The sequence below is a fragment of the Chimaeribacter coloradensis genome (assembly GCF_002858715.1).
GTDB classification, from domain to species: Bacteria; Pseudomonadota; Gammaproteobacteria; order Enterobacterales; family Enterobacteriaceae; genus Chimaeribacter; species Chimaeribacter coloradensis.
In genome coordinates, this window is record NZ_PJZH01000008.1 from 135,460 (window position 1) to 152,486 (window position 17,027).

Here is a 17,027-nt window from a genome sequence, read left to right on the forward strand (position 1 = left end):
CGCAGGTGAATAAGCCGGGTAAACAAACAAGACTCTTACGCTATGCGAACAAATCAATACATGGGCTTGCTGCCGTATATGGCGGTGTTTGTCAAAGTGGTGGAGACGGGCAGTTTTTCTGCGGCGGCGGAACAGCTGGGCACGACGGCCTCGTCGGTCAGCCGCCAGGTGGCGAGCCTTGAGCAGGCTCTGTCGGTCAAGCTGCTGATAAGAACCACACGGCGGCTGAAGCTCTCGGCGGCGGGGAGCGATGCCTACGCCCGCTGCTGTGAGATGGTCGAGTCGGCCAGATCCGTGCTGGAGCTGGCGGAACGGGTCAACGACACGCCGCAGGGGATGGTCAGGCTCAGCGCCCCGCGCGCCTTCGGCAAAGAACTGATCGCCCCGCATATCGAGGAATTCTTACACCGCTACCCGGAGGTGGATATCCAGCTGAAACTCACCGACCGCCCGGCTGACCTGATCGGCGATGACCTCGACCTGATGGTGCGCATTACCGACACGCCCCCGGCCGGGCTGGCGGCGCGCCCGCTCATCCGCGTCAGCCATATCCTCTGCGCGACAGCCGCTTACCTGGAAAAACGCGGCTGCCCGCAGCACCCCAATGACCTCGCGCAGCACAGTTGCCTCTATCTCGGGGAAGTGGCCGGGGATAACTGCTGGCGGTTTTCCCACCTGCACACCCAGGAGCAGGTTAACGTCACGGTTCGCGGGCGCTATGTCACCAACCACAGCAAAGCGCGGCTGGAAGGGGTGCTCAGCCATCTGGGGATCGGTTGTTTGCCGTGGTTTGTCGCCAGAGACGCGCTGGCCGCCCAACAGGTCGTCGAGGTGCTGCCGCAGTGGGATTACCAGACCTCGTACTACGGCATGTCGTGGATCCTCTACCACCCGAACCGTTTTCTGCCGCCGAAATGCCGGGTGCTGATCGATTTCCTGGCGGGGAAGATTGCCGACAACGATGTAAACCGGCGCGCCTGCCGTTAATCAACAGGTGAAGCCCCGGTGGATCACGCCGAAGATTGTCCGGTATACGTTATCTTGACCTTTGGGTGGGTGCGCTGCCCCCACCAACTCCGTCTGGCGGTACTCTTTCAGTGCGTACACGGGTGAAGGTAAAGGCGTTATTGTCAAATCGTCATCAGGTCTGTAATGGGTACACGAATCCAGAAAACGAATGTGAGACCATCGAATGTACAAATAAAGCCGGCGGGTTCCCTCCCGGTTACAAGCCACCAGCCTGATAAACCTGTCCTAATCCTGCAACCCTGAAGCTATCACCAGGTGCTTTCACCTCTTTATCACGACGCTGAAATACCGGCGCTGCGCATGGCGGACTCCCTCTCAAAGCGGACATTGACCTGCTTGTTAGTCCGCTCCGTGCCGGAAGCGGACGTTATCTGCAATGAAAAACGGAACGAAAAACAGTGCTTTTTTAGCTTTGTCTGATCAATGTACTTCTGCAGCGTGTCCTGTTTTATCAGTCAGACCAGATAATATGGCCAATATCAGCGCTACAACGGAGAGTATTGCGCCCGCCCAGTTAGGCGATTGCAGGCCAAATCCGGCGGCTATAACAGCTCCTCCGAACCAGGCACCGACGGCATTACCCAGGTTAAAGAGACCAATATTCACCGCTGCTGCGAGCGTCGGCGCACCTGCCGCCCGCGCTTTGTCCATCACCAGCTTCTGGATGGGGGATACAGTCGCAAATCCAAATGCAGCCATCAGGAAAATGCAGACAGCTGACATAACCTGACTGTGGGCAGTAAAGTTAAATACCATCAGCACCGCCGCCTGAGCGGCAAGGGTAATATAGAGCATCGGCATCAGCGCGCGGTCAGCATATCTGCCGCCCAGCTGGTTGCCGACAAACAGCCCCAGACCGAACAGCAGCATCAGCCACGTCAGATTGCTTTCGCTGTATCCGGCCATTTCCGTCATCATGGGAGCAATATAGGTAATGGACGTAAAGAATGCGCCCGGCCCGAAAACGGTGATACCCATCGCCAGCAGAACGTTAACGTTTCTGAAGGCAGTAAACTCATGCGCAAAATTATGGTTTTCCGGACGGGGCTGATGCGGGATGAGCATGCCAACGCTGATAACCGTGATGGCCCCGATTACGGCAATGCCCATAAAGGCTTCCCGCCATGAGAGATGCTGTCCAATCCACGTGCCGACGGGAACCCCGATAAGATTCGCTACAGTCAGTCCCATAAACATGAAGGCAATCGCCCTTACGCGCTTAGACGGCGCGACCATATCTGCGGCAATAATCGAGCCGATACCAAAGAAGGCCCCGTGAGTCATGGACGTGATGATCCTGCCCAGAATGGCAACGCCCAGCGTCGGGGCAAATGCCGTAACAAGGTTACCCGCCACAAACAGCAGCATCAGGAAAACCAGCATAGCTTTACGGGGTACTTTTGAGCCCAGAATAATCAGGGCTGGCGCGCCGGCAAAAACGCCCAGGGCGTAAGCCGTCGCCAGGTTTCCGGCCACGGGAATACTGACGTCAAAGTCAGCGGCAATAACGGGAAGCAGGCCAGCAATGATGAATTCAGTGGTTCCGATACCGAATGCACCAATTGCCAGCGCCCAGAGAGCGAGTGGCATAACAAATATCCTGTCAGTAAAATTTTCATGTTCAGGCTGCACATGGCAGCGGGACAGTCAGAATATAAGTTTGCCAAAAGTCGATAAATAACTCTGAAATTGTCGCAGTGGTGACAAAAACTCTACCTCAACGTGCCGAAATATCCTTCGCCGGCTCTTTTAAGCAGTTCATCCACGATAAGCCTTACCTTAGGAATAAGATGCCGTGTCCGGGGCCAGATAACGTTCAGCTCAACCGGGACAGGCACATGATCGGCCATAAGCGCAATAAGCCGGCCCTCCCGGATATGATTGTTCACCATTGATTCCGGAAACTGGGCAATCCCTACACCCGCCAGGCAGGCATGAAGCATGGCGTCTCCGTCGCTTATCTGGTGCGCCGAACCAGAAATAAACTTTATCTCCCGCTCTCCCGCCGGCTGCAGACGCCAGGCAAGAGGTGCCCCCCGTCGGTAGCCCATAATGCAGCAGTGTTTTTTCAGCGCCTCAATATCAGAGGGCTGACCGTACCGCTCAATATAAGCTGGAGACGCGCACAGCATGAGACGCTGTCGGCTAAGACGGCGGGCAATCAGCTCATCGGTGTTCTGCAGTTCGCCAAGACGAAGTACCAGGTCGACGCCTTCCTCTACCGGGTCAATCAGCCGATCGTTAAAGGTCAGCGCCAGACGCAGAGCCGGATAACGTGTCACCACTTCAAGCAACACCGGCATCATCAGGTTACGTCCGAATGAGGCCGGCATATCTATTCGGATCGTTCCCGCTGGGTTGTCCTGACGCCTGCTGAGCGTATTTTCAGCCGAGTCCAGGATTTCCAGCGCAGACAGACAGCTGGTCAGATAGGCCTCACCATCACTGGTCAGGCTCAGCTTACGGGTTGAACGGTGAAACAGCCGCGTTCCCAGCCTTTCCTCAAGCCGCGCCACGCTTTTTCCGACGGCAGATTTTGTAATGCCCAGCTGCTCTGCGGCTTCAGTAAAGCTGCTGGACCTTGCCGTTGTGACAAAAGTTGTGATTCCCCGCAGCGATTCAGCTGTTAACCCGGTAGACATAAAGTTGACTCTCTGGCGACTCATGGTGTGTTTATTGATGTGTAATTCTATACCAGGCTTAAGATCGTTCGTAAACAGAGCACCGACATTAGTTGGCGTATCCGTTTTTAAAAAACAGGGAGCAGTCATGTCACAAGCACAACCTCTGAAATTTGTCTCACTGCTGGGCAGTCTTCGCGCGGGTTCTTTTAACGCCGTGGTGGCCCGCAATCTTGACCAGCTGGCGCCGGCAGGCGTGGAAGTCAGCGCGCTCGGCTCTGTCGGAGACATACCTCATTACGACGCAGACCTGCAGGCTCAGGGGTTGCCTGAATCGGTTGTGGGAATGGGAAAAGCGGTAGCGGCAGCGGACGGAGTGATTATCGTCACGCCTGAATATAACTATTCCGTGCCGGGTGCGTTGAAGAACGCGCTGGACTGGCTTTCGCGCCTGCCGGATACCCCAGTTGCAGCCAAGCCCGTTGCCATACTCACGGCCTCACCCGGTGCTATCGGGGGGGCGCGGGCGCAGTATCACCTGCGCCAGATTCTGGTCTTTCTGGACGGCAGAGTGCTTAACAAGCCGGAGGTCATGATTGGTCAGGCGTCATCCCGGGTTGACCCGGAAACCGGCAGCATAACGGATGCGGACACCCGCAGCCTGATTACGGCTCAGCTCAGTGCGCTTGCGGAAATGGCGGGCGGTCAGGGCTGATTTGAAACATTACTCATATCTGTAAAACCACAGGGAGAAAACTATGTCTACCGACATTATTCGCGGTATGGACCACGTCGGCATTACCGTTTCCGATATTGATGAAGCTACCCGCTTCTTCTCTGAGGCTTTTGGCGCAGAAGTTATCTATGACTCCGTCTCACCGTCAGATGAGGACGTGAAAGGCGAAGAAACGGAAAGCATTCTGAATCTGTTCCCGGGAACGAAAATCACTACGGTAAGGATGATGAAGCTGAAGCACGGCCCGGGGCTGGAGCTTTTTGAAATGAAGGGGCCGGAGCAAAGCCCGCCTGTGCGGCCTAGCGATTACGGGATACAGCATTTTGCCGTATATGTTGATGACATCAGCGAGGCAGTAAGTCTGTTCGAGCATGCGGGCGGTAAAATGTTTACTTCGCCTCAGCCCCTGATGTTTCCGACAGAAGTCGGAGAGAACAACTTTTTCTGCTATGGCCGCACCCCATGGGGGAGCGTTATTGAACTGATTTCTTTGCCTTCGAAGCTTCCGTATGAAGACCAGACGTCTCTGCGTCGCTGGAAGCCCTGAGTGACTGGGTTGCGTCTGCCAGGGCGCAACCTTATTACCGTAAGGTCCGCTTCTCGCTCTAAGCGGACATCGGTCTGCCTGTTGATCCGCTCTGAGCCAAAAGCGGATGTTTTTACAGGCTACAGCACAGCCGTTTTGGGTTTGCTGTACATCTGAAACCATCTGCTTCTTAAGCAGGCATAAAATGCCAGATATCAGATTCCGGCCTCACGTATATCATGCGCATTGATCGCGCCAATAACCTGTCCGGTATCAGACGTTACAGGAGCCGCTGATATCCTGCGTTCCTGCAGCAGCGCCTGCGCTTCAGCAGCAAGCTGGCTGGCGGAAAGACTGAACCCAGGGAAAGTCATTGCGTCCTGAACCGGTGAGCTGAGTGCGCCTCCTTTGAGCAGCCAGCGGCGTAAATCGCCGTCTGTAAAAACACCGGCCAGCCTGCGATCGCCGACCGTCACGGCGACCAGTCCGAGTCCGGTGCGTGTCAGCTCAAACAGGGCATCATGCACGGTTGCTGTGGCCTGCACGAGCGGAACTTTTGCCTCTGTCCGCATAATGTCCTGAACCCGGCAAAGCAGTTTTGTCCCGAGGCTGCCTGCCGGATGCGTCCGGGCGTAATCCTGCTCACTGAAATTACGCGTGCGCATCAGCGCAATCGCCATTGCATCGCCCATTATCAGCGTATTGACGGCAGAGGAGGTCGGCGCAAGGCCAAGCGGGCAGGCTTCATTCTCAACGTGAATATTGATACAGCAGTCCGCGGCTTCACCCAGCGGTGACGCGCGATTTCCGGTAAAAGCAATGACGCTGACAGGAAGCGCCTTCAGCAGGGGCATCATGCGGCGAAACTCAGCGGCATGCCCGGAATAAGAAATCAGCACAACAACGTCACCAGCGGCAATCATTCCCAGATCACCATGCAGCGCCTCGGCTGGGTGAACATAGAAGGCTGGCGTGCCGGTACTTGCCAGCGTGGCTGCAATCTTGCGGCCTATGTGTCCTGACTTTCCGATGCCACTGACGATAACCTTACCGCTGCAGGCCAGGATAAGTTCACAGGCCCTGAGAAAATCATCATCCAGCCGCTCAGGCAGGCTGGTTGCTTCGCGCAGCTCCGTTTCTATGGTCTGCCGGGCGGCGATCAGTATCTGTTCCTTCATTCTTTACGCATCTCCGGCAATGATAACCTCAATGCCCTTCTCACCAAGTTGCGTCAGGGTATCAGAGGTAATGTCGCTGTCAGTGATCAGCACGTCAACGGCATCCAGGTTGCAGACCACGTTCGGGCTGCGTCGGCCAAATTTTGAGGAATCAACAAGCAGTACGATTTTTTTGGCGGCATGACACATCGCCTGGCTGACGGCGAACACCTCATTAAATGTCGTTACCCCGGCCGTCATATCCACGCCGTCTGCACCAATAAACAGCGTGTCGAAGCTGAAGTGACTAAAGGCGGACTCGGCCAGGCTGCCGTGTAGGGACGCCGATGTCTTCCGGTAGGTGCCGCCGGGCATCAGAATGACTTGATCGGTATCAAGCTCCGCCAGTTCATTAACGATGCTCAGGCTGTTGGTCATCACGGTAATGTTATTAAAGCGTGCGAGATGCGGCACCATCTGGAGAACCGTGCTGCCGGCATCAAAAATAAGCGAGTCGCCCTCACTGATAAGAGAAGCCGCACGCGCGGCAATACGCTTTTTCTTTTCCGTGTTAATAAGCGTTTTTCTGTCGATAGGCTGATCCCCTTCATCCCGGTTGAGCATAACGCCGCCGTACGTCCGGATAACCGCACCTTCCTCCTGAAGCCGGGTAAGGTCCTTCCGGATAGTGGTGCCGGTCGTATTGAAGTGTGTAATAAGCGCTTCCACGGATGTGCGGCCGTTTTGCTGCAGGTATTCGAGGATTTGCGCCTGACGCTGTATCGGTTTCATAAAGAGGTCCTTTTCAGTTTCTGAACTTCCTCATCATCCCGGACGTCTCAACTCGTGATGCAAAGGAATAATCTTTCAGAATGAAAGGTATCATCTTTTATTTGAAATAGCTAACGTCAGAGCCTCTTGCAGGGCTTTATTTCCAGGAAAAAGCGTGCCCGGACAGATATCGTTCAGCATTTTGTCGGCCAGGCGGTATTCGGTAACAGGACGAGAGAAAACCGTGATCCCTTTCATAACAAAATTACCGCAGATCCTGCCTTCTTCGTTAACGGCCAGCGCCAGCACGACGCGTGGCCGGAAACGTCCTGATGAGCGACCAATCCGCACGCGCCCGTTGTCGGAAAGTGACGCCAGCGCCCGGTTGAAGCGGTTGATCTGCAGCCACCCCAGCACCGTCTGACCGGCCCAGGCAACAAACGCCACGCAGACCAGTGTATTTACAGCATCCATAACTCCCTCCTGAAACCGGCAGCCTTCACTGCCGGTTACTCTGTCAGAACATGACCTGGCCGCCGGTGATGTTAATGGACTGTCCGGTGCAGTAAGCTGCCTTATCGCTTGCATAGAACAGCAGAACGTTCAGTACGTCCTCATAATCACAGCCACGCTTCAGGGGCACCTTGTCAATGTAATACTGCTCAACCTGGTCCGGCTCAATACCCAGCTTTTCTGCGTACTGCGGCAGCAGCGACTGGAACATAGGTGACTTCAGCAGGTTGCCCAGCATCAGGGAGTGTACGGTGATGCCATATTCGGCCAGATCAAGCGCCAGTGACTGGGTGAGGCCCACACCACCAAACTTCGCCGCGCTGTATCCGGAATTATGTTTACTGCCAACTTTGCCCGACTTGGAGTTGATCTGAATAATTCGCCCTTTAATGCCGTCCCGGATCATCAGCTTTGAAAATTCGCGGGCGCAGAGAAAATATCCCACCAGGTTGACCTGCAAAGACAGGTCAAAATCGGTCAGCCCGAATTCCGTTATCGGTGCGGCCCTGGCAATGCCGGCGCTGTAGAGCAGCAGATCCGCCCGGCCAAAACCCTCATCAACCTGATGTGCCAGCGTGATTACGCTTTCTTCATTTGTGGCATCGACCCTGAAAGCCTGGGCGCGGCCTGCACCATAACGTTCGTTAATAACAGCAGCAACTTCGCCTGCATTGTCTTCATTGAGGTCTGCAACCACGACCCGGTAACCGGCTTCTGCCAGTCCCTCGCACAGGTAAGCACCCAGTGTCTGGCCACCACCGATGACTACAGCAACCTGATCCATTTTCATCTCCTGATTATTCACTCAACATACGAAATTTCTGGCCCGGTTCAACTGACGCCGGCGCGCGGCCTGCGACATGAACGGTGCCGGGAAACTCAGCCTGTGCTGCACCGTCAAACCGCACGGTGATATGACCGAGGTCGCGCAGGTTCTCACGGGCCACGTTGCCTACGGCTGTGACCAGATATTCACTTTCTCCGATGGTCAGCATGGAGCCGGCGCCAAAGGCGCCGCCGTCATTCACGTCCGCGCGATGGATAAAGCAGTACTCCGCCACGTCCCGGGGGGCACCTTCACCAAAAGTGATGAGGAAGTTGTCCTCCAGCGACTCGTTTGCGCTGGGACCGACAGATATAAAGGTGGATTCATAGACGGTTTTCATATGGTTTCCCGTTATTACTGATAGATAAACCCGGATACGGCCCAGGCAAGAAGTACGGCAGGCGCGCCTGTCAGGAAGCGGCCTACCAAAACAGAAGGCACGCCGACCCGCACGGTGTCCTGCCGGGCTTCCGCCAGTGACAGACCTACCGGGATAAAATCGCATGACGCCTGTGAATTGATGGCAAAGAGGGCCGGCAGCGCCAGGTGAGGCGGAATGGTTCCCTGCCCGATCTGTACCCCGACCAGCACGCCGATAACCTGAGCGATAACTGCACCGGGACCAAGAAACGGTGACAGCAGGGGAAAGGAGCAGATAAGCGCCAGCGTGACCAGGCCAACCGGGCTGTTCGCCAGCGGCGTCAGGCCGTGCGCAATAAAGTCACCCAGCCCGGAAGCCATGATGATGCCGATAAGAGCGGACACGAATGCCATAAAGGGCAGGATCGTTTTAAGTACGGTATCAATGGTTTCACGGCCGGCCTGAAAGAAAACCGCGACCACCGAGCCCATACCCATACCGACTTTTGCCAGCAGACCGTCACTCTGCTCGGTGATTTTTTTAGTGCTGTCATATTCGCGCGGACTTGAGCGCACTTCTGAAGCTTGTGCAGCTGGTTCCCCGGTGACAACCGCTTCTTCCGCGCCCTGACCCGGCTGAATATCGTCCGGTCGCACGCCAGATACGTAAATATCTTCCGTGATGTACTGCGCAAGCGGGCCTGATTTCCCTGTAGCATGGATGTTAATGGTCGGAATGCGGCGTTTGGGGTACAGGCCGCACCGCAGCGTGCCGCCACAGTCAATGACAGCGATGCCTATCTCCTCAGCCGGCGGCTCCCCGTCCTTAAAGCCGTCCACGGCTTCCCAGCCAGTAAGCGATTTCAGGCGGTCAACAATAGCCGGCCGGGTACCGGCCGTGATGTAAACAATCTTTTTGCCTGGTGTAACAGTCAGGGTAAGCGGGCCGCCCCAGCCGCTCTCGCCCTTCTTAATCACTATTGAATCAGTCATCTTTTTCTCCGCGCTTACAGACGAACCTGACGGTCAAGCTGGACACGCATTTTTCTTTCAAAAATGGTTGTGGTGAGGTCAGTAACCCAGCCACGGAAGAAATTCATCACCATGCCAACCAGCAGGTAGCTTACGGCGAGCGGACCCAGCGGCAGGTGAAGCGTGGTTAATCCGTTGGCAATTCCCAGATAAACAAACAGCTCACCGGGATTGATATGAGGGAAGAGGCCATTCATTGAGTGGCAGCTGTAGGACGCGGCCGCGTAGTAGCTGGGCTTGTATTTTTCCGGCATAAATTTGCCGAGGCTGAGCGTCATGGGATTACAGAAAACAAACGTGCCGATGACGGGCAGAAACAGGTAGCGGGATACCGGGTTACCGGCGCAGCGCTGAGCGAGCGCTTCAATACGACGCTGACCCACAAAGACAATCAGCGCATTCATGACAACCAGCAAGCTTATCAGCAGAGGCAAAATGCCGGTAACCATGCCGACAAAGACCTCGCCCCCCTTCTGAAAGAGGCCGATAAACCACTCGGCTCCGTGTGTGATGCTTTCAATCATTTTAAAACCCCTTCGCGTAGAGAACAGATAGGTCGTCTTATTCACTGCAGGAACAAGGTAGATCGAAAATTTAACAATAAAAGATATTCAGATCACAAAATGAATATAATATCTTTTATTGTGAAAGGTTAAATGAAAGATTAATGCTTTCATTTGCGCGTGTTTGCAGGAAGATTCAGGCAGTTGATGAAGAGGAATAAAAGGGAAATGGGGTGAAACACTGTTTTTTATAACCGTTTCCCTCTCTGGAGGGGTGACATCCGGTAGACTGTCTGTTAGGTTTAACTATCTTTCGACGCACATGGCCCGTTTAAAATGGTAATGATGACTTCTCAGCAGGCTTTCGCTAATACCGGCTCTCCGGTAGTCAGCGCTGCGTCATCACTACACGGCCTGTATACCGTTACCTGTCCACCGCCTCCACCTCCCGGAACTGCGTCCTTTTAGGGACTAAAACCTTTAGTTACCGACAACCGGCTGATATTACGTTGTAAAACAGCGTGCATTTGCCTGTACCGGTTTTCTGCAGATTCAGGAATTGTGGAGATTCCAATGCGTTCAAATAAATTTTCTCTCGCCTCTCAGGGCGCGACGTCCGGCTTTGTCCTGCTCTGGGGCTGTGCCGCTATTTTTACCCGTCTGGGACTGGATAATGCCTCGCCTCTGGCGCTTCTTGTTTTCCGCTTTGCCATCGCGCTTGGCACCCTGTTGCTCATTGGCTGCTTTCGCCGCCGCTGGTTACCTGAAAAGGGGACCCGCCGGCAGGTGATACTGACGGGCCTGATGCTGATTGGCGGGTATTCGGTCTGCTATTTTCAGGCCATGGCGCACGGCGTCACGCCCGGACTGATTGCCACCATTATGGGCATTCAGCCCATCCTTACGCTGTGCGTCGTTGAGCGCAGGATGCAGGGACTCCGCCTGGCCGGGCTGATGCTGGCACTTTCGGGACTTATCCTGCTGGTCTGGCGAAGCCTGTCTGCATCACATCTGCCCGTATCCGGCGTCATCTTTGCCCTGGCAGCGCTGCTCTTTATGACGTTCGGCGCCATCATGCAGAAAAAAATTCGCCAGTCCCCGGCCGACGTGCTTCCTCTGCAGTACGGCATAAGCCTCGTGCTGTGTGTGTGCCTGCTGCCTACGGGCGTTTTCCACGTCAGCTACACGCCGGCCTTTTTCACCTCGGTCCTGTTTCTGGGCGTACTGATTTCCGTGGTGGCGCAGCTGCTGCTTTACCGCCTGCTCAGTGCCGGGAGCATTGTTAATGTCACCAGCCTGTTTTATCTGGTGCCGGTCATTACGGCCGTGCTGGATTACCTGCTGCTGGGTAACGCTCTGCCGTGGTCAGGCGTGGCAGGCATGGGCGCCATTTTGATCGGAATAATGATGGTGTTCCGGGCACCCCGTGCGCAGGTGGCATAACGTTCTGGTTCCCCGCCCTGAGCGGCGGGGATATTTAAATCCGCTTACGGGCTGGAAAAAAATGGAAAATTCACTGCATACCGACTCTTTTGCACGGGGAGTCAGAGATGCCGTTCCCCTGCTGCTCGCTATTGCCCCCTATGCCGTCATACTGGGCGCTCAGGCTTCACGAACGGGATTAAGCACCCCTGAATTAGGCCTGATGACGGGTCTGAACTTTGCAGGCGGCTCGGAGTTTGCCGCCATACAGCTCTGGCACAACCCGCTGCCGGTGCTGACCATCATCCTGCTCACCTTCCTTATCAACAGCCGGCACATCATCATGGGCGCGGCGCTGATGCCTTATCTCAGGCACCTTCCCCGGCGTAAGGTTCTGCCCGCGCTGTTCTTTATGGCGGATGAGGGCTGGGCCGTGGCTTATTCCCGGACCCTGAAAAATGCCGCCACGATGCCGGCGGACCGGTGCCTGAACCTGGCCTATTTCCTCGGTGCCTGTTTCCCGTTCTGGCCGGTATGGCTCGGCTTTTCCGTTATGGGGGCGCTCGCGGGGCCGGTTCTGGGCGACGTGGAGGCATACGGGTTTGCCATGGCGTTTCCTGCCACCTTTATCGTTCTGCTGAGAGGCATGTGGAAAGGATTCCGGGCGGCCCGGTCGTGGATGGTCAGCCTGGCCGTGGCAGCCGCCGTGTATCTGCTTTTTCCGGGACATGCTTATGTACTGGCCGGCACGTTCAGCGGCCTGCTGGCCGCGTGGTTCTGGGGGGAGAAGGCATGACGGCAGCAGCGTTTATCACCATTGCCGGCATGGCGCTGATCACCTACCTGACGCGAATTCTCGGTTACCTTGTGCTGCGAAACCGGCATCTCAGCCCGCGCGCCAGAAACGTAATGGAAAGCGCGCCGGGCTGCGTAATGGTATCGGCAATTTCCCCATACTTCGTCTCATCAAATCCGGCGGTTGTTATCGCCATGCTGGTCACTGTTGGCTGCGCCACGCGGTTATCCATGCTGCCGACACTGGTCATTTCGATCGCGTCACTGGGCATTCTGCAGGCCGTTATAGTCTGAACCACTTCCCGTATCATGACCGTTACTGGTCATGATACGGGAAACCGGTTACTGGTGTCCGTTCCGGCATTTCTCAGGAATGTTATTAAACGCCTGCATACGCTTATCTGGGTTTGTAAGTCCGCTTTTCGCTCATAGCGCACCGTGACTGTCCGCTCTGTGCCAAGAGCGGACGTTGCACAATGCTTTGTTTAATAAATAGCGAGTAGGTAAATTAAACTTTTTATAATAATTTACTATTAATAGTAAGGGCTATCATTTTTTGCAAAATGGGATACCGGTTTACTTCCAAGTTAATATACTTTATCCGTGCATCACTTATTATCTAATCATTTTTTAGTTAATATTGAACAGCTAGTGTCTAGCATTAGCTCTTGCAAAATGGTAATTCACCCTTCAAAACAGAGGTGTAGAAAATGAGTGAAGAAAAAATTGTTAACATGAAAAATGAGAGTGTAAAAGGTCAATTAGATTCTTCAAAAAGACCATTAATCCCGCCAGATACTATAATTAAAGACTATATTAATTCAGTAAGTAAGTTTTTCAATTCAGATGAATCAATTCTCGACAAACATGTTGAGAAATTAAGTACAATGCCTAGCTATAAGATGTATGACTTGGAAATCTGGGCAGCTTTTGTTTATTTTGATATAACAGCATCACCAGATGATGGTAATGGCCCTGTATTTAAAGGTAAAGCAGGCGGCTTAGCGGGGCTAGTCGGTGGAAAAGCCTGGGGCACCCTGTACACGGATGATATCCAAAACCTTGCTGATAATACTAAAAGTTTTATGTTTACTTGCTATGGTGGGGTTTATGAAGCTTTGTACTTTTATGATAGCAATAGCAACTTACTCGGTTATATTCAAGCTGGAGGGTTTACCATTGCCGCAGGAATGGCCGGTGGCACAGGCAGCTGGAGTTGGTAATCTTTGACACTCTTTTCTTCAGGTTTCCTTTGGGTTAACATCATTTAATACTAAAGGCCCGACTCCATCTCAGATGGGCCTTTTTTTTCCGCTTCCAGCAATACAACTTGTAGATTATATCGCTGTCTGTGATTCAACACATCACCAAGCACATCAATGGCTATTTGGTAGCCTAGGTGGCTTTATTCAGCTTTCTGTTAAAAGCTAAAATCGAAAAAAAGCCCGCACATGGCGGGCAAACCAAAAAAGGTCGAATCAGGAGATACTCTAGACGTTCATCAGGGGCTTGTCATTGTTCAAAGACGTAAAAAGTGTCATAAAAATATCAGCGATTGTCATGCAAACTTTAAAATGGAAAAGAAAAAGTTTTCTTCATTAAAAGGTATAAGGGTTGATATGATTAACGTAATAGTAATTCAGTCGTTATGAGCGAAACGTCTGCTTTCGCTCATAGCGGACATTGGCATACGTTTCAGTCCGTTCTGTGCCAGAAGCGGACATTGCTGACCTAATACTGTATTAATCTATGGCGGCATGTCATCTGAGTTGTTTAGGTAAGGTTAAACAACCCCAGTGCATGAGAGCATACACATTATCTGCCTGCTCTAAGTTAGAGGGTCATTGTCAGTTAACGCCGGGCCTGGCGGAAGATATTCTCTTGTTTGTGCTCTGTAACGTTATCTCCTTTGTTCAGTTGAGAAGAAGATGGATCAAACCTCTTAGAAGAATTCCTACCAACGCTCCGGGTATGGCATAGCGAAAAAGCCTGACAAACCTGCTGGCGATCCCGAGAAAAATGCCAATCCCTGGAAGATCAAACGTCTGAATCATAAAACCAGCTGAGGCATTGACCTGCTGAGAAGTCATCAGCCCTTTGTGTAAAATTTCCGTCATTACGCCATAGTACGCAGTTCCGCCTGCGAGAAGCTTAGTCAGTGTCGGCATTATGAAGATATCGGAAACATTGAGGTTGGTCAGGAGGGGCGCAAGCAGCGAGGCAATGACCTCTATAGCACCGCTGGCCTTTAATAACCCGACAATGGTAAGAGAAATTATCAGCATCGGAACTGCACCCAGAGCAAGTCTGATCGCATCTGAACCTGCGCCGTTAATAATGGTAATCAACCCCTGCCCTGACTTTTCGCTGTGAATGTCATCTTCTGAGGATGTCAGTGTTAAAGATGACAGCCGGCGCCCTGTAAAATGATATGTCATCGCAGCGGCGGCAAGCCCGCCGGCCACCGAAATAAGTATGGCTTCTCCCCAGTGGAGACCAAAGGGGATCAAAGGGTAAAAAACATTACCCTGTCCCATCGCAAATAACATGGCCAGAGCGGCGGCCAGATGCCTGTCTGATGTGCCACGCTTTTCCATAATGGCAAGCGCGGCCAGAGGGGCCGCAAAACTGACAAAATTCAGCTGGATAAGCGCAAAAATAGCTATACCAGTCACGCCAAAAGGCCTCAGCGCAGGCGTCATAACGCGTACAATCCAATCCAGGACGCCTTTTTGTTCAAGATATTTCATGATGATAAGCATCACTACCATGACCGGAATAAGCGTATATAAAGCGACGTCAACAGAAGCTTTCCCGGCTGACATAATGATCCCGATAATATCCATAGGTTGCTCCAAATTGATGATCCCTTCACAGGTTCCGCCTGTCGGCATGTGACATACAACGCGAGCGATGGCGTGACAGCCGAGCGGCTTAATAAATATGACGAAAAAAAGGCCCGCAAAGGGCCTCTAAATTAAGATGCAACGGACGTGGCAATTCAATGGCAAGCCTGCGGGGCGAAAAACCTCAAACTGCCAGCCCGTCACAAATTCAGGCGGTACGCTTCACGCGCAGCGATTTCGGATGGGTAAACGCCTCGTATGAGTATTTACCGTGATAATGGCCGAGACCCGACGTACCCACGCCGCCGAACGGCAGGTACGGGGAGAATGCGTGCAGCATCATGGCGTTCACGCCAGCGTCGCCGGATGGGATCTGGTCAATCACCTCACGCGCTTTTTCCACGTCGGCCGTGAACACGTAGGTCGCCAGCGGCTTAGGATGATAGGTGTTGATGTTCACCGGCACATCGCGGATGTCGTTGTAGCTCAGCACCGGATAGATTGGCGCAAACAACTCCCTTTCCATCAGACTGTCCTGGAAGTCCACGTTGTCCACGATGGCCGGACCGAAGTAGCGATTGTCACGGTCGGACTCGCCGCGGAACACGACATTGCCGCGTGATTTACTCAGCATCTCTTCCAGCGCGTCAAACTGACGGGTGGTGATGATTTTGCCGTTGTTGCCGGCCTTCGTGTAGAGCGGCGCCAGCGCGTCACGCAGCTTCGCAATCAACCTGTCCTTGATGCTTTCATGCGCGTAGATGTAGTCAGGCGCCACGCAAGTCTGTCCGCTGTTCATCATGCGGGCAAACACCAGTTCCTCTACCGCGTTGTCCAGGTCCGCGTCTTCCATGATGATGGCCGGTGACTTGCCGCCCAGCTCCAGGATGACCGGCGTCAGGTTTTTCGCCGCCGCCTGCATCACGATTTTGCCGACCTGGGGGCTGCCGGTGAAGAAAATCATGTCAAACGGCAGAGAGAGCAGGTACTCATTCTCGTCGCGTGCGCCCTGGAATACGTGGATGTAGGAGGCGTCAAAGGTGTTGTTGACGATGTCCTCAATCACGCGGGAGGTCTCCGGCGTGGCCTCTGACGGTTTGATGATGGAGGTGTTGCCGCCGATGATGGCACCAATCAGCGGGCCGGCGAACAGGTAAACCGGGTAGTTGAACGGCACCACGATATAGGTCACACCGAAGGATTCGCGGGTGATGGAGCTTTCCGAGTCGCCCAGTATGGCCGGGGTCGGCACGCGCTCTTCTTTTTCCCACTCCGCCAGGTGCTCAATGGCAAAGTCGATTTCATCAACAATAGGGTTGATTTCTCCCATGTCCACGCCTTCGTGGCTGCGGCCGAGGTCTTTTTCCATCGCATCATAAATCTGCTCTTTATGAGCCAGAATGGCAGCTTTCAATTTCATCAGCTGCGCAATTTTGAAATCGTAGCCCTGGGTGTTTCCGCTCAGGAAATTCGCTTTTTGCGCAGCAAAAACTTTATCTACACGTTGTTTAAAATTTTCGTTCATGTCTTAACTCCAGCCTCTAAGAGGCATTATGTTCTTTGATAAGTCCAACCCGAACAAGCTATGCTTTTTTGAGTCGCGTTTTATTGTTGAGCCGGGGCGTCTTGTGTGTGCAATCCATTAAGCGAAAATGCCCATTGAAATTCACCATGCGCATTGCTTTCACATGCAAAAAATACCCGGCTCGTTGCAATGGGGGCATCCTAAGCAGAACTGATGCTTGTGGCAAGTACGGTAAATTTACCGCGTAAGTTAATATTTGTTTTGTCAGTTCATTAAATGTAACGTAGTTACAAACCATGAAATAAAAATTTGATAGAAAACAAAACCAACAAAATAATTTAATTTAGATTTATATATCAATAACC

General features: G+C 53.2%; 18 protein-coding genes. 7 read left to right on the forward strand and 11 right to left on the reverse strand.

Translation table 11 applies throughout. The features are described from left to right. The first annotated feature begins 42 nt into the window (after nucleotides 1-42). Nucleotides 43-987: a LysR family transcriptional regulator gene (locus tag CYR32_RS10555; protein ID WP_165698222.1), complete on the forward strand. Its 945-nt coding sequence runs from the start codon at nucleotides 43-45 to the stop codon at nucleotides 985-987. 462 nt (nucleotides 988-1,449) lie between these two features. On the opposite strand, the gene CYR32_RS10560 is transcribed toward CYR32_RS10555, so the two are convergent. Next, nucleotides 1,450-2,619 (reverse strand): MFS transporter, encoded by a 1,170-nt coding sequence (locus CYR32_RS10560; protein WP_101824360.1) that lies wholly within the window; start codon nucleotides 2,617-2,619, stop codon nucleotides 1,450-1,452. Nucleotides 2,620-2,741: 122 nt separating this feature from the next. Next, nucleotides 2,742-3,671: a LysR family transcriptional regulator gene (locus CYR32_RS10565; protein ID WP_101824361.1), complete on the reverse strand. Its 930-nt coding sequence runs from the start codon at nucleotides 3,669-3,671 to the stop codon at nucleotides 2,742-2,744. A gap of 127 nt (nucleotides 3,672-3,798) precedes the next feature. Between CYR32_RS10565 and CYR32_RS10570 the strand changes: the two genes are divergently transcribed. Both CYR32_RS10570 and CYR32_RS10575 read left to right on the forward strand, forming a co-directional pair. Further along, entirely contained in the window at nucleotides 3,799-4,365 is a 567-nt protein-coding gene (locus tag CYR32_RS10570) for an NADPH-dependent FMN reductase (RefSeq protein WP_101824362.1), read from the forward strand. A gap of 43 nt (nucleotides 4,366-4,408) precedes the next feature. Beyond that, on the forward strand, nucleotides 4,409-4,933 hold the full coding sequence (locus CYR32_RS10575; protein WP_101824363.1) for a VOC family protein: 525 nt from the start codon (nucleotides 4,409-4,411) through the stop codon (nucleotides 4,931-4,933). A gap of 194 nt (nucleotides 4,934-5,127) precedes the next feature. Here CYR32_RS10575 and CYR32_RS10580 read toward each other — a convergent pair whose 3' ends face one another. The 7 genes from CYR32_RS10580 to srlA all read right to left on the reverse strand — a co-directional run bounded on the left by CYR32_RS10580 (nucleotide 5,128) and on the right by srlA (nucleotide 10,095). Further along, nucleotides 5,128-6,090 carry a KpsF/GutQ family sugar-phosphate isomerase gene (locus CYR32_RS10580; RefSeq protein ID WP_101824364.1) on the reverse strand — a complete coding sequence of 321 codons (963 nt, stop codon included), beginning with the start codon at nucleotides 6,088-6,090 and terminating at the stop codon, nucleotides 5,128-5,130. A 3-nt stretch (nucleotides 6,091-6,093) separates the two neighbouring features. Further along, nucleotides 6,094-6,861, reverse strand: coding sequence for a glucitol operon DNA-binding transcriptional repressor SrlR (srlR, locus tag CYR32_RS10585; RefSeq protein ID WP_101824365.1), 768 nt, complete (start codon nucleotides 6,859-6,861; stop codon nucleotides 6,094-6,096). 90 nt (nucleotides 6,862-6,951) lie between these two features. Continuing rightward, nucleotides 6,952-7,314 (reverse strand): transcriptional regulator GutM, encoded by a 363-nt coding sequence (gene gutM, locus CYR32_RS10590; RefSeq protein ID WP_101824366.1) that lies wholly within the window; start codon nucleotides 7,312-7,314, stop codon nucleotides 6,952-6,954. Between the two features lie 43 nt (nucleotides 7,315-7,357). Beyond that, the gene (gene srlD, locus CYR32_RS10595; protein WP_101824367.1) at nucleotides 7,358-8,137 is read right to left on the reverse strand and encodes a sorbitol-6-phosphate dehydrogenase; all 780 of its coding nucleotides are present in this window, start codon (nucleotides 8,135-8,137) and stop codon (nucleotides 7,358-7,360) included. 13 nt (nucleotides 8,138-8,150) lie between these two features. Next, entirely contained in the window at nucleotides 8,151-8,519 is a 369-nt protein-coding gene (locus tag CYR32_RS10600) for a PTS glucitol/sorbitol transporter subunit IIA (protein WP_101824368.1), read from the reverse strand. Nucleotides 8,520-8,533: 14 nt separating this feature from the next. Then, the gene (srlE, locus tag CYR32_RS10605) at nucleotides 8,534-9,532 is read right to left on the reverse strand and encodes a PTS glucitol/sorbitol transporter subunit IIB (protein WP_101824369.1); all 999 of its coding nucleotides are present in this window, start codon (nucleotides 9,530-9,532) and stop codon (nucleotides 8,534-8,536) included. A gap of 14 nt (nucleotides 9,533-9,546) precedes the next feature. Beyond that, the gene (gene srlA / locus CYR32_RS10610; RefSeq protein ID WP_101824370.1) at nucleotides 9,547-10,095 is read right to left on the reverse strand and encodes a PTS glucitol/sorbitol transporter subunit IIC; all 549 of its coding nucleotides are present in this window, start codon (nucleotides 10,093-10,095) and stop codon (nucleotides 9,547-9,549) included. A gap of 552 nt (nucleotides 10,096-10,647) precedes the next feature. Between srlA and CYR32_RS10615 the strand changes: the two genes are divergently transcribed. The 4 genes from CYR32_RS10615 to CYR32_RS10630 all read left to right on the forward strand — a co-directional run bounded on the left by CYR32_RS10615 (nucleotide 10,648) and on the right by CYR32_RS10630 (nucleotide 13,514). Beyond that, nucleotides 10,648-11,517 carry a DMT family transporter gene (locus tag CYR32_RS10615; RefSeq protein ID WP_101824371.1) on the forward strand — a complete coding sequence of 290 codons (870 nt, stop codon included), beginning with the start codon at nucleotides 10,648-10,650 and terminating at the stop codon, nucleotides 11,515-11,517. A 61-nt stretch (nucleotides 11,518-11,578) separates the two neighbouring features. Then, nucleotides 11,579-12,292, forward strand: a complete 714-nt coding sequence (locus tag CYR32_RS10620) for an AzlC family ABC transporter permease (RefSeq protein ID WP_101824372.1) — start codon at nucleotides 11,579-11,581, stop codon at nucleotides 12,290-12,292. After that, a complete protein-coding gene (locus CYR32_RS10625) occupies nucleotides 12,289-12,585 on the forward strand; it encodes an AzlD family protein (protein ID WP_101824373.1) in 297 nt (98 codons plus the stop codon). The genes CYR32_RS10620 and CYR32_RS10625 overlap by 4 nt, the downstream gene beginning before the upstream one ends. A 416-nt stretch (nucleotides 12,586-13,001) precedes the next feature. After that, a complete protein-coding gene (locus tag CYR32_RS10630; protein WP_101824374.1) occupies nucleotides 13,002-13,514 on the forward strand; it encodes a VapA/VapB family virulence-associated protein in 513 nt (170 codons plus the stop codon). A 690-nt stretch (nucleotides 13,515-14,204) separates the two neighbouring features. On the opposite strand, the gene CYR32_RS10635 is transcribed toward CYR32_RS10630, so the two are convergent. Together CYR32_RS10635 and mdlD are read right to left on the reverse strand one after the other, a co-directional pair. Then, nucleotides 14,205-15,137 (reverse strand): nucleoside recognition domain-containing protein, encoded by a 933-nt coding sequence (locus CYR32_RS10635; RefSeq protein ID WP_101824375.1) that lies wholly within the window; start codon nucleotides 15,135-15,137, stop codon nucleotides 14,205-14,207. A gap of 208 nt (nucleotides 15,138-15,345) precedes the next feature. Continuing rightward, nucleotides 15,346-16,662 carry an NAD(P)-dependent benzaldehyde dehydrogenase MdlD gene (gene mdlD / locus CYR32_RS10640; protein WP_101824376.1) on the reverse strand — a complete coding sequence of 439 codons (1,317 nt, stop codon included), beginning with the start codon at nucleotides 16,660-16,662 and terminating at the stop codon, nucleotides 15,346-15,348. Between the last annotated feature and the right edge of the window lie 365 nt (nucleotides 16,663-17,027).